The organism is Psychromonas ingrahamii 37 (assembly GCF_000015285.1).
In the GTDB taxonomy this organism is placed as follows: domain Bacteria; phylum Pseudomonadota; class Gammaproteobacteria; order Enterobacterales; family Psychromonadaceae; genus Psychromonas; species Psychromonas ingrahamii.
The window spans coordinates 2702631-2715464 of record NC_008709.1 but is presented as its reverse complement, the minus strand read 5'-3'; the positions used below and the strand labels follow the sequence as shown (position 1 = coordinate 2715464).

Annotated in this window: 12 protein-coding genes; 7 read left to right on the top strand and 5 right to left on the bottom strand. The window is 39.0% G+C overall.

Annotated features, from left to right (window positions below; translation table 11 throughout):
• The first annotated feature begins 80 nt into the window (after positions 1 to 80).
• From phoR to PING_RS20035, 6 genes are all read left to right on the top strand, one after another.
• A complete protein-coding gene (gene phoR / locus PING_RS11495; RefSeq protein WP_011770532.1) occupies positions 81 to 1403 on the top strand; it encodes a phosphate regulon sensor histidine kinase PhoR in 1323 nt (440 codons plus the stop codon).
• 88 nt (positions 1404 to 1491) lie between these two features.
• Entirely contained in the window at positions 1492 to 2247 is a 756-nt protein-coding gene (locus tag PING_RS11490; protein ID WP_011770531.1) for a Nif3-like dinuclear metal center hexameric protein, read from the top strand.
• A gap of 124 nt (positions 2248 to 2371) precedes the next feature.
• A complete protein-coding gene (gene leuB, locus PING_RS11485) occupies positions 2372 to 3478 on the top strand; it encodes a 3-isopropylmalate dehydrogenase (RefSeq protein ID WP_011770530.1) in 1107 nt (368 codons plus the stop codon).
• Positions 3479 to 3546: 68 nt separating this feature from the next.
• Positions 3547 to 4086 (top strand): YaeQ family protein, encoded by a 540-nt coding sequence (locus PING_RS11480; protein WP_011770529.1) that lies wholly within the window; start codon positions 3547 to 3549, stop codon positions 4084 to 4086.
• Between the two features lie 157 nt (positions 4087 to 4243).
• Positions 4244 to 5698, top strand: a complete 1455-nt coding sequence (gene thiI / locus PING_RS11475; RefSeq protein WP_011770528.1) for a tRNA uracil 4-sulfurtransferase ThiI — start codon at positions 4244 to 4246, stop codon at positions 5696 to 5698.
• A 233-nt stretch (positions 5699 to 5931) separates the two neighbouring features.
• A complete protein-coding gene (locus PING_RS20035; RefSeq protein ID WP_083761758.1) occupies positions 5932 to 6102 on the top strand; it encodes a DUF1737 domain-containing protein in 171 nt (56 codons plus the stop codon).
• Between the two features lie 79 nt (positions 6103 to 6181).
• On the opposite strand, the gene elyC is transcribed toward PING_RS20035, so the two are convergent.
• From elyC to PING_RS11450, 5 genes are all read right to left on the bottom strand, one after another.
• A complete protein-coding gene (elyC, locus tag PING_RS11470; RefSeq protein ID WP_011770526.1) occupies positions 6182 to 6946 on the bottom strand; it encodes an envelope biogenesis factor ElyC in 765 nt (254 codons plus the stop codon).
• A gap of 81 nt (positions 6947 to 7027) precedes the next feature.
• Positions 7028 to 8473 carry a 16S rRNA (cytosine(1407)-C(5))-methyltransferase RsmF gene (rsmF, locus tag PING_RS11465; RefSeq protein WP_011770525.1) on the bottom strand — a complete coding sequence of 482 codons (1446 nt, stop codon included), beginning with the start codon at positions 8471 to 8473 and terminating at the stop codon, positions 7028 to 7030.
• Between the two features lie 77 nt (positions 8474 to 8550).
• A complete protein-coding gene (locus PING_RS11460; RefSeq protein ID WP_011770524.1) occupies positions 8551 to 11223 on the bottom strand; it encodes an MlaD family protein in 2673 nt (890 codons plus the stop codon).
• Entirely contained in the window at positions 11223 to 11846 is a 624-nt protein-coding gene (locus tag PING_RS11455; protein WP_011770523.1) for a paraquat-inducible protein A, read from the bottom strand. Before PING_RS11455 ends, PING_RS11460 begins: the two co-directional genes overlap by 1 nt.
• Positions 11836 to 12432 (bottom strand): paraquat-inducible protein A, encoded by a 597-nt coding sequence (locus tag PING_RS11450; protein WP_011770522.1) that lies wholly within the window; start codon positions 12430 to 12432, stop codon positions 11836 to 11838. Before PING_RS11450 ends, PING_RS11455 begins: the two co-directional genes overlap by 11 nt.
• A 137-nt stretch (positions 12433 to 12569) precedes the next feature.
• Between PING_RS11450 and PING_RS11445 the strand changes: the two genes are divergently transcribed.
• Positions 12570 to 12833, top strand: a complete 264-nt coding sequence (locus PING_RS11445) for a YebG family protein (protein ID WP_041766431.1) — start codon at positions 12570 to 12572, stop codon at positions 12831 to 12833.
• Position 12834 lies beyond the last annotated feature (1 nt).

The following is a 12834-nucleotide window of genomic DNA, read 5'->3' as shown; positions in this document are numbered from 1 at the left end:
GCTCACCGTGCTGATTTTGATCATCGAAACGTTTTTAATCACTTGATAAATCAGTAATTTATATTAATAGAGTTATTACTTTGAAAGCTTTTACCGCAAAACATCAAATTATCGCATTGTCTGTTTTTTATGCCCCAATTATTATTTTAGGTATTGTTTTTAATTGTTTAAAAGACTTATTACTGGTTTCCTTGTTTGCCCATATTGTGTGGCATTATTATTACCTGAAAAAATTAAATAACTGGTTATGGTTTGATAAAAGCACCATCCTGCCCAAGGGTAAATTAGACTGGCAACATGCATTTAATGGCCTTCATAATATGCAGCAAAGGCATCGCAAACGTCGTAATGATTTGGCCGGTATCATTCGCCGTTTTAGTGAAGGTTCAGAAGCGCTTTCAGATGGGGTGATAGTTTATGCGAAAAGCGGGGGTATTGTTTGGTCCAATCGTTTGGCACAATTTCAACTGGGTTTTAAGCGAACCGATAATTCGGGTTTTTCTCGTAAAGAAGTTTCAGGAGAACATATTACCTCCCTAGTACCTGATCCTGAATTTTTGGCATTTTTAAAACGTGATGATTCTTCTGAATTATTAGAGTTACCTTCTCCTATTCACGCAGATAAATTACTTGAATTTAGTGTTATGCCCTACGCAAAACACAAACGTTTATTGATTGTTCGAGACGTGACCAGTTATCGAGAGATGGACGAAATGCGTCGTCGTTTTGTGGCCAACGTCTCTCATGAATTGCGCACCCCGTTAACGGTATTACAAGGTTACATTGAAATATTGGATATGCAGCTGGTGGACAGTCCGCAACAATCAAAAACGCTGACTATTTTAGACCAGCAGACAAAACGAATGTGTGCGTTGGTAGAGCAGATAATGATTTTGTCTAAAATAGAAGGTGCAGGCAGTGTTGATTTAAATACCGTGGTTAATGTTCCTTTTTTGCTTAAGCAGATTGAAAATGAAGCGATTGAATTAGGAAAAAATAAATCTTTAACCATTAAATTTGAAATAGATCCGAACTTGCATTTGCTGGGTGATGAGATGCAGTTACGCAGTGTGATGGCAAATTTAATCTATAACGCCATTAACTATACACCTGAGCATGGTTCAGTTAAGGTGCGATGGCGTCTTTCCTGTAAAACCGGTGGCCATTTTTCTGTGGTTGATGATGGAGAAGGCATTGCTGAAGAGCATCTTCATCGTCTTACGGAGCGCTTCTATCGTGTTGAAGGTTCGCGTTCTAGAGATACCGGCGGTTCCGGTTTGGGTCTCTCTATTGTCAAACATACCCTGAGTCATTACGGCTGTGAATTAAAGGTACAAAGTACAATAGGGGTGGGCAGTCAATTTTCTTTTATTATCCCAACACGTTATCTGATAGAAAAATAAAACAGACTATCGTTATCAAACAAGACAGAATGAAGCATAAATAACGTTATACTTTTTAAAAATAAAAATTTAATCTACTGGAGTGCCTATGAATAATCAAAAACTTGCCAATAAATTAGATCAATTTTTAGAAATTCATCAGTTTAAAGATTACTGTCCAAATGGTTTACAAGTTGAAGGTAAGCCGGAAGTTAAAAAGATAATTACCGGCGTCACTGCCTGCCAGGCATTAATCGATATCGCCGCTCTCGATGATGCCGATGCCATTTTGGTTCATCACGGTTTTTTTTGGAAAGGGGAAGGGCCGGAGATAGTCGGCATGAAATATAAGCGTATCAAGGCCCTGATGGATAAAGGGATTAACCTTTATGCGTATCATTTACCGCTTGATGTACACCCAGAATTGGGTAATAACGCCCAATTGGCAACATTATTGGGCATTACTGACCGTCGTCCGTTAGAGCCATGGGATAAGCGCTGTGTCGCTCGAGTGGGTAAATTTGAACAGGCGATAAGTCCCGAGCAATTATCCGCACGTATTGAATCCGTATTAGCACGTAAACCCCTGCATATTGATGGCGGGAAAAAAGAGATAAAAACGATTGCCTGGTGTACCGGGGGTGGTCAAGATTATATTACTATCGCGGCTGAGCAGGGCATTGATGCTTTTATTACTGGTGAGGTTTCTGAGCGTACCGTGCATATTGCAAGAGAAATGGGCATTCATTTTTATGCAGCGGGCCATCATGCAACGGAACGTTATGGGGTAAAAGCCCTGGGTGAATGGTTAGCAGGCGAGTTTGATTTTGATGTTAAATTTATAGATATTGAAAATCCAGTTTAATCTGCCTGCTTACCTAACAAAATCAAACAAATTTAACTAAAAAAGCCCTCCTAGGTTTGAAACTAGGGGGGCTTTTACTTATGATACTTTACAAAAGAAGACATTCATTATTTAGGGAAATAAAATGACAACATATAACATTGCATTACTGGCAGGTGACGGTATTGGTCCGGAAGTAATGAAGGAAGCTGTTAAAGTATTAAAACTGATTGAACAGCGTAACGAAGACGTTAATTTTGAACTTAACGATGTTTTATTCGGTGCAGCTGCTTATTTTGCAATGGGTCATGCTTTTCCGGATGAAACTAAAGCGGCTTGTGATAAAGCGGATGCGATTCTAAAAGGGACAATTGGCTTAAATCACGAAGATTCTAAAAAAATCCCTATTGATGAACAACCTGAACGTGGTGCATTATTACCGCTGCGTCGTCGTTACAATACCTTTGCTAACTTCCGTCCGGTTTACTTACCAAAAGGTCTGGCACATTTTTCGCCATTAAAAGCCTCTGTTATTGGTGAAGGTATTGATATTATGATCATCCGTGAATTAGTGGGTGGTTTATACTTTGGCGAAAAAGAGATGGGTGTTAATGCAGACGGTAAACGTTTTGTACGTGAAGTCCTTGAATATGACGAAGATCAGATCCGTCAGATAGTCAAAGTCGGCTTTGAAGTATCAATGAAACGTAAAAAAGTGATGCATAATATTCACAAATCAAACGTTTTAAAGTCAAGCGTGCTGTGGAATGAAATTGTTGAAGAAGAGAGCAAAAACTATCCAGAAGTTGAAGTTAAAAATATTCTGGTTGATGCTGCTGCTACCTACCTTTGTCTAAACCCCGGTATGTTTGATGTAATGGTCATGGAAAATATGTTTGGTGATATTTTAAGTGATCAGGGGGGCGGTATTTTGGGCTCTTTAGGCTTAATGCCATCGGCGTGTAAAGGTCCTGACAAATCTTATTATGAACCTTCACACGGCAGTGCACCAGATATCGCAGGCAAAGGTATTGCAAACCCCTATTCAATGATAGGTTCAGTTGCACTGATGCTGGAAATGAGTTTTGGGTTGGAGAAAGAGGCGAAAAACCTTTGGGCTGCGATGCAGGCTGTCTTTGAAAACGGTTATTCAACATCGGATCTTTCTAAAGAAGGCGAAGCTAATCTTGTTAGTACCGCTGAATTTGGTGATCTGGTCTGTGCAGAACTGGCTAAGATGCCCGTTGCATAAATAAACTGCAAAATAAAAAATAAAAAGCCACGTTGAAACGTGGCTTTTTTCTTTAAATTGGAAAAATAATGGCACTGAAACCGACAATTTTTAAAATGAACATCAATCTATCGGATCTTAATAATGATCGTTATGACACCCTTAATCTAACCGTTGCCCAGCATCCTTCAGAAACACAAGAACGTATGATGGCGCGTGTGATGGCTTATTGTCTTAATGCACAAGAGTTTTTAAGCTTTACCAAAGGGCTGTCGGTTGCGGATGATCCGGATATCTGGGCAAAAAGCTTAGATGATCAACTTTTATTATGGATTGATCTCGGTGAGCCGGCTTTTGAACGAATTAAAAAAGCGTCACGTTTAGCCAAAGCTGTTAAGGTTTATAGTTTTAACAGCAAATCAGCGGTCTGGTGGAAACAATCCTTAACGGATTTTGGGAAACTTAATAATGTCGAGGTTTATCAGTTTAATTTTGAACAGATAAAGGCTTTAGCGAAGTTGGTCAAACGTACCATGGATTATTCGGTCACTATTGCGGGAGACACGCTCTATATAGCGACTGAGCTGGGCGAGTGTGAAATCAGCTGTAACGCGTTACAAGTTAAATAAAAGACTGTTTTATCTTTCTCCCATAAATCTTATTAAAAATAAGAGGCTACAGTAAGCAAATATATTTTCGATCTCATTTTTTCCTGATTAATAGAAGTGAATATTGTCAAACTATTTGCTATAGTCCGCCACCTTATTTATCAGCACAGTGGCCACAATGAAATTTATCGTAAAACTTTTTCCCGAAATCATGATGAAAAGTCGTCCTGTTCGTAATCGTTTCAGCAAAATATTACAGGGTAATATCCGTAATGTATTAACGCGTCATGATGAACAGGTTAAAGTTATTTTGGAATGGGATAAGATCATTGTTCGCACCGAAAATGAAAGCGCCGAAAATAAAGCCAATTTGATTCTATTATTAAGCAGTACGCCGGGTATTGCACACTTTTTAGAAGTAACCGAATCTGTATATACAGATTTGCATGACGTTTATGAGCAAACGCTCGCTATGGTGGGTGATTCACTCGATGGAAAAACCTTTTGTGTGCGTATTAAACGCATCGGTAAACATGATTTCTCTTCAATAGATGCTGAGCGTTATGTGGGCGGCGGCTTAAATCAGCACACTGATACGCTGGGCGTGAAATTAAAAGGGCCAGAGATTACGATTAATTTAGAAATTAATAACGAAAAACTTTTCTTTATTGATAAAAAACATCCTGGTTTAGGCGGTTTCCCATTAGGGACTCAAGAATCTGTTTTATCTTTAATTTCTGGTGGTTTTGATTCCGGTGTTTCAAGTTATAAGTTAATTAAACGCGGTTCACGTGTGCATTACTGCTTCTTTAATCTTGGCGGCGGTGCACATGAGATAGGCGTTAAACAGGTTGCTTATCAGTTGTGGAATCGTTTTGGCTCATCACATCGGGTCAAATTTATTTCAATTCCCTTTGAACCTGTCGTCGCAGAAATATTAGAAAAAGTAGAAAATGGTCAAATGGGCGTTGTGCTAAAGCGTATGATGATGCGTGCTGCAACCCTTATGGCGGAACGTTTAGGTGTCGAGGCACTAATTACCGGAGAAGCCTTGGGTCAAGTTTCCAGTCAAACACTGCGTAATTTATCGGTGATCGACAAAGTCTCTGATATGCTTATTCTGCGGCCGTTGATTGCGACCGATAAGCAGGATATTGTCGATTGCGCCCGGGTTATTGGAACAGCCGAAATTTCTGAAACTATTCCCGAGTATTGTGGGGTTATTTCGCAGCGTCCAACCGTCAAAGCGGTGATGAGAAAAATTGAGAAGCAGGAAGAAAAATTTGATCTGTCACTAATCGAACAGGTTGTTAATCAAGCGCCCACAATAGATATTCGTGATATTGCGAAAGCGGTACACAAAGAAATATTAGAAGTTGAGTCTGTCTCTCAATTTGCAGAAAATGAAATTGTTTTAGATATTCGATCGCTAGATGAAGCAGAAGAATCCCCGCTTGATATTGAGGGAGTTACTATTGAACACTTGCCCTTCTTTAAATTATCTAACCAGTTTGAAACACTGCCGCAGGATAAAATCTACCTTTTATATTGCGCTCGCGGTGTAATGAGCAAGCTGCAGGCGTTGTATTTAAAAGAATCTGGCTTTGACAATGTTAAGGTTTACCGGCCTTAAAAAATAGGCGGTGGCAAACAAGGTGGTAAATATGCCCTGTTTTTTCCTGTCTAGGTACTAACCTGAACGTTTTCTGATATTAAAAGGCGCCTATATTGAGTAAACTGCTCAAAAATGCCAAAAAATTTATATAAGAGTACTAAGCAGGGGGGGCATATTTTCAATTTATTTTATTAATGAGTAACCCTATGCCAATTGTTAGATAAATACTGTTATTAAAAAAGGAAATGAAGATGTCAGAACAAAAATACAAATTAGTCACAGGTAAAGATGATGCTGATTTTTGTAAACGTATTACTAAATTATTAGCGCAGGGTTATGAACTCTACGGCTCACCAGCCATCTCTTTTAATGGTGAGCATATGGTTGTTATACAGGCTGTTGTGCAGGTAGTTGTTAAGTAAAATGCACCATTATTATAAATTTCACTCTTAAGGCAATAAGTTTAAAAAAGATAAGCAATGCTTATCTTTTTTTTGATTTTTAAAGCTGCTCTGTGATTATATTTTGTAATTTTCCAAGATATTCATGCCAGGCAACTTTTGTTTTATCAAGGTAGTTAGATGAGGGAATATAATAATAATAAGGCGTTTCACCTTCGCGTTTTTTGGCTAAATAGTCAGCCGGCGCAGGGGTGGGAAATGCATTATATTGCTTAAAAAGTCCCATTGAGCGTGGCATATGCGTCGCAGAAGTTACCAAAACAGCTGATTGCCCTTTGATGATTTTCGACATCTGTTTGGCTTCGTCATCGGTATCTAAGGTATTATCTAGGCGGATAATGTTATCTTTAGGAATATTCATTGCCATTGCCAATTCCTGCATTAACAATGCGTGAGATTTTATATCTCCAAAATTACCACCGGAAACCACCAGAGTTGCATTTGGATTTGCGTGATACAAACGCAACGCTTCAACGAATCGACTTAATGCCACTGCTGATAATTGCCCCGTTACGGGTAAACTTGGATCTGCAATACCGCCCGAGCCTAATACTAAAATATATTTGAAGTTCTGTGCCGGCTGCATCACAGGCGGATATTGACGTTCTAATGGCTGCACCAGTTGTTCGGACACGGGCATAAAACTCAATAAAAATAAAAGGATAAAACTCACTAATAAATTAAATTTAGCGAGTTTCTGTCTTTGTGTGAAAAACAGTAAAATAAGTGCGAACAAAAAAAGCATTAATACTATCGGCAGCGGCATCAGCAAAGAGCCAATCCATTTTTTTAAAATAAATAACATTTTGTTAACTCGCTTTTTTAAAAGATAGGGGGTGAAATAATGTAAACTGTAAAATTAAAGACGCATTATTTTAGAAACAGATTATTTTATAAATAAATTATTATCACGAATTAACTCCCGCGGTAAACTGTTTTTAATGCGATTATCAAGTGATTTTCCTAATCCAATTACATGCCCCCGATAACTTAATAGGACTTCACCTTTAAACCCCTTAGCGTCAATATCGCGAATATCACGACCCTGATAGAATTCTTGTGCCTGCTCAGCGCTGAGTTCCAATTTGTGAGCGTCTATCGAATCACCAAAACAAGTTACAAATTCATGCGTGCTTTTAAAGCCTGATTTGCGACCATTACCAAATTCTTCGGCAATCTTGATACCTAAGCGCGAGAACCGCAACTCCTTAATCAGGGGTTTGATAGGATCTGGAAACAGCCATAATTCCTGATCACGCTGATATAACATACCTTTGATATTTGTAATGGCAAATTGGCTGGCGAAATACTCATAGAGCGCTTGCTCTTTCTGTCTGGTTGGCCTGATAAAAGGAAATTTACCTAAACGTTTTACGGCGGGTGCAACAGTGCAGGCTTTGGTCTTTTTAATGGCCGCTACAAAAAAGCCTTCACTGTCATAAACCTGTGGCCATATATGTAAGAAACCCTCCGCCGTGCGGGTTTTTTTTGCATCGGTAAATAAGGTTTCCAAATCTAAAAATTCAATATGCTCGGGAAATTTATCTTTTAAGAAAAAACAAATATCCTGATTTTCTTCGTGGCTTAATGTGCAGGTAGAATAGATTAAAATTCCGTCTTCTTTTAGTGCGTGAAAAGCACTGAGGATCAATTCTTGCTGCGTGGATGCAATCTCGTTAATAGAGGATTGACTCCAATTATTCATGGCATATTTATCCTTGCGGACAGTCCCTTCCCCTGAACAGGGCGCATCTAATAAAATGGCGTCAAAGGTGCCCGGTAACCATTTGCCAAATACTCGAGCATCAAAATGTGTTAAGGCCACGTTTTTAATGCCGCAACGTTGAATATTAGCATGTAACATTTTAATCCTGCTGGAAGAAAATTCATTGCCGATAATCAATCCGCTGTTGTTCATTTTTGCCGCTATTTGCGTGGTTTTAGACCCTGGGGCCGCCGCCGCATCAAGCACTATTGACTGTGTCGTGGGGGTGAAAAAATGAAACAGGGCAGCGACGGGTAACATTGAACTCGCTTCCTGGATATAGCACAAACCGCCAAGGTGTTCTGCACTGTTGCCAAGTGGGGTTGGCTCCTCTTGCAGTTCAATCCAAAAGCCTTCCGCGCACCAGGGTATTGCTGTTAATACCCAGCCCTGTTCCTGTGCTCTTATTTGAAATTTTTCAACAGATATTTTTAATGTATTGACTCTGATTGCACGGCGCAGAGGGCGTTGGCAAACCGCTATAAAATCTTCTATCTTCAATTGGTTTGGTAAAATGCCGGTCATCTTATCGATAAACGCCTGGGGGAGTCGGGTCTTACTGTGCATTATAATTCCTTTAAATGTGCGCGAGAGATACGCACGGTATAAGATATTGCCGGATTTTTTATTTTTTATTTCTAAGTCTAAGGTCTAGGGATAGCTAATCTCCAATTTAACCATTCTTCCTGGATTTCATTTTCTAGCTGAAAACGAGACAATGGATCGCTTGCAGGTTGTAACGGTTGGTTATCTGGCGTACTCATACTTATCCCTCCCTTAATTAAAGAGGTTAAAGAGGTCGCTTTTAAGGCGGCACCTGTGATACCAAACTCTAAGTTAAATCCAGAAGCAGGCCAAAAAATAGAATTTTGACGAATTAAATGGGCATATTTGGGGGTTATGTTAACGGTGATTTCTACCCCTGAAGAATTATAGGATAAGCGTTTTGAAATTACTTGTCCTATCTGGATTTGGCGGTGATAGACAGGGCTGCTTATGTCACTAGAGCCGGCATTATCTGCAACCAAAATAAGGCGTAATCCGGATTGATTGGGTCCAATAAGTGGCTCGGAGTCTTCACCGCTAAAATGTTTTTCAGAGATCCCTTCACCAGGGGAGACATTAATATAGGCCCCGGTCACTAAGGTTGATAAATTTTTAACACCCGATAAGCTCGCTGTACTCGTTACCATCCAAAACCGGCTACCTTTGCGTGCCACCTGCTTGGCAAATTCGGGTTTAAGATTGACCGTTGCCTGCACTTTCTGTTGTGATGTGAGTGTTAAATTAGTAACCTCACCAACAACTAATCCTTTAAGGCGTAACGGGCTGCCTGTTTGTAAATCCTTTGCTTGATTAAAGGTTAAACTGATTAAAGTCGTGGGGGTGGTTGCCTGTTTCTGGTTATTAAAAAGTTTGTATTTACCATTACTGTGTTTATTGTCGATCTCCCGATGGCCCGGACCCACCGCAATTCCGCCTGCGGCAATGGCTAATAAAGACTCGGCTTGTATTTTCAAACCGCTAAGACCGGCTTCCGCACTAAAACCACTGATGTTCCAAAAGACACTCTGATCATTGATAAGATGTTTATATTGTCCTTTAATGCTGAGGGTGGTCTGCATTAAACCTGAATTATCAATAGAAAAACCACTCACTTCGCCAATCGGCAATTTTCTATAATAAACTGGAGAGCCTTCGCTCACAGAGGGTAATTCTCTGCTTAAAAGGTGAACAATGCCAGGTTGGCTGAAAACATTAAGGCCCATTTTTACTAGTGCCTTTGAGGGGTATAATCTAAATAGTTGATCTTTATTTAAAAATGCAACCGTGTGTGATTGATTAACCGGTTTTTTATTATACAAGCCTATGCCACCAGAAATTAAATTTTCAAGGGGGGTAGATTGAACCTCTATCCCTTTTAATGACGCGTTGAAATTTACCCCGTTGAGCAGATAAAATTGGCTGTTTTTATTAATTAGATAGTGATACTGCTGGTCAATATCAATGTGGACCGCGATAAACCCAGCCTTTTCTGAAAAATCTAAAGCCGTTATTTTCCCTATTTTTAGCCCTTGATAAGTAATGGGGGCTTCCGGGTTTAGTCCGGTAGCATCTTCGGTTAATACCAGCAGAGAAAGGACCGAAGCTTTCGCGGGCGCTGCCTGCTGAATAAGAAAACGTGTGGATTTTTTACGGTGGCTTAATTGGTTTTTTTCAACGGGTTGAAAAGCAATATAATCCCCTTTAATGACATTGCCAATATTTTTTATTTTTGCAAAGGTGAATGATGTCTGCTCAATCCAAAATTGTGATCCGTCAGTGATCAATTCACTAAACTGAGGGTTAATAAGCGCCGAGACAACAAACTGCTGATCCTTTATAGAATATTGAATATCCGTTATTCTGCCAATACCAAAACCTTTAAATAAAATGCCGGCGCCATTTGGTAAGTTATTGATTTTATTTGTAATTAGCTCTATAGAGAGCCCTGTTTTACTGTCATCAATATTATTAAATAATTGAAATTGAGCCTCGTTTTTAAGTGTTTCACCGTCCTCAGGTGAGGAAAAGGTAATACCGCCTGCAATTAAGGAAGTGATGCTATTGAGGGATATATCGATACCTGCTGGTGAGACATTGGCGCTTAACCCGCTAATATTCCAAAATTTACTGTTATTTTTAACCAGATGTTTATATTCACCATCAACAAATGCGCTAATATTGACAGTTTTTCCTGATTGCTCTAAACGGATCGCGGCAACTTCACCCACTTTAATATTCCTGTAGAATAATGGTGTCCCGACATTAATAGAATCCGCATTGTCACTTTGTAGATTAATGAGCCGTGCGTTTTCAGGAATGTTAATGGGCTGCTCTGTTTGTGCTATAAAATTAGTTGTATACTCCCCTTCACCACGTTGCAGATTAATATAACTACCAGAAAAAAGGGTATCTAAACCGGTTATGGAAGTGAGTGACGCTTTGGGTGAAACCAACCAAAATTTGGTGTTCTTACGGAGCATAAATTTGGCGTGAGATTCAATTTCTGCAATAATATTCACACCGCTGGTGGCATCCAACTCCACTTTTTTGACAGTACCAATGATCACGCCTTTGTAATGCAGTTTCGTTTTATCAACTATGATGCTTTCCGCATGTTCAAAGTGTATTTTAATGGTCGTATTAGCATGGGTTATATTTTGAAATAAAAACCAGGCACCCAAAAGTGCAGCAACTGCAGGAAGAAACCAGATGGGCGATATTGTTTGTGACTTGAGGATTGTTGCCTCTGTCATTGAATCTTGTTCGTTCATTATTTTTTAGCATCCCAAATTAAACGCGTATCAAAACTGTTTGCAGCAAAGAGGGTGGTTAACACCACTATAGTGAATGAAGAGGCCGCTATTCCCGGATAAACAGAGAGTAACTGCCCTTTATCAAATACCGCCACCATAATTGAAATAACAAAAAGATCTAATATTGACCATTTTCCTATCCAATCCACTGTCTTAAATATCCAAAGTTGTTTTTTATGGCTAAAGCGCCATCGGTATTGTATGGCAAGCAGGATAAAAGTTAATGCCATTATTTTAAAAATAGGGACCACTATTGAAGCAATAAAAACGACAATTGCAATCGTTAGCATATCACTTTCAATTAAGCTTAATATCCCGGAGAAAATAGTATCGGGGTAAAGTATATTATTTTTTAATAAATAAGTAATAGGGTATAAATTAGCGGGAAAAATAAAGATGGCGGAGGTTATTAAAAATGCCCAGGTTTTTTGCAAACTGTTTTTGTTGCGCACAGAAATAGGGCTTAAACAGACAGGGCAGCGGGTCTGCTCTGTTTTATAGGGCGAGTGATTTCCGCAAACTTTACAAAGTTGCAGCCCCTGTTTAAAACCTGTTTGTCCTGCTATTGGATTACTTGCCATTGATATAACGCTCCCAATAAGCATGATTGCTATAATTACTGATAATCGTCATATCAAGTAGCAGCAGGGTAATAAAAAAATAGACACCAGAGCCAAAATATAAATCTGCATAATTCATCAATTTAAAAATAGCGACTATTAAGCTAATCATATAGACCTCCAGCATTGACCAATGAATCAAAGAGTGCGTGATATATAACACTTTTGGCATATAGGTTGGGAAGTAATTATAGGTTAAGCATGCACTGCTAAAGGCAATACATGAAAGTAATAATGTGGGGGCTATGACAGCACAAAATAACACGGCAGCGGATACAACGGGTGCATTATCAAGCATCATTAACGCGCCCTGCAATAAATTTGTGTCCTCAGTAATCCCCAGTAAATTGACTGAAATTAACGGGAAATAAAAAGCCGGGACTATTACCAGTAATGCGGTTAAAGAGAGAGCAAGCAACACCGACGGCCTGCACTTGGTATTTTTATATATTGGACCCCCGCAACGGCAGCATTTAGCCACGTAGTTTACAGGCACGCGGGAAACATTTGAAACCATATCACAATGCCGGCAGATTATTGTTTTCATTGAATAAATTCATATTATTATTTAGTTAATGGGAAAGATAGCAAACAAACGTGTATTTAACAAAAATTTGCAATCTTAGCGTGATTTTAGTACTGTATAAAAATACATGAATAAGTTCACATTTTAAAGAGGCCGCCGTGACAATAATCATAAAATACATTGTAGAAAGAAAAGGGGTTGAAAAAATGACCTTTACCAGTAAAAAAGAAGCCGATGCATACGATAAAATGTTAGACAGTGCGGATCAACTCGCGGAATTTATTGGCGCTAGTACAATAACGCTTGATGATCAGCAATTGGAAGAGTTAGGTTTATACCTTGCCAGTAATAAAGAGGCTGTAATGAGTTTATTTAAAGGTAATAGCTTTACTCCCGAGGAGAAAGTAAAAAAAAATAACTAAC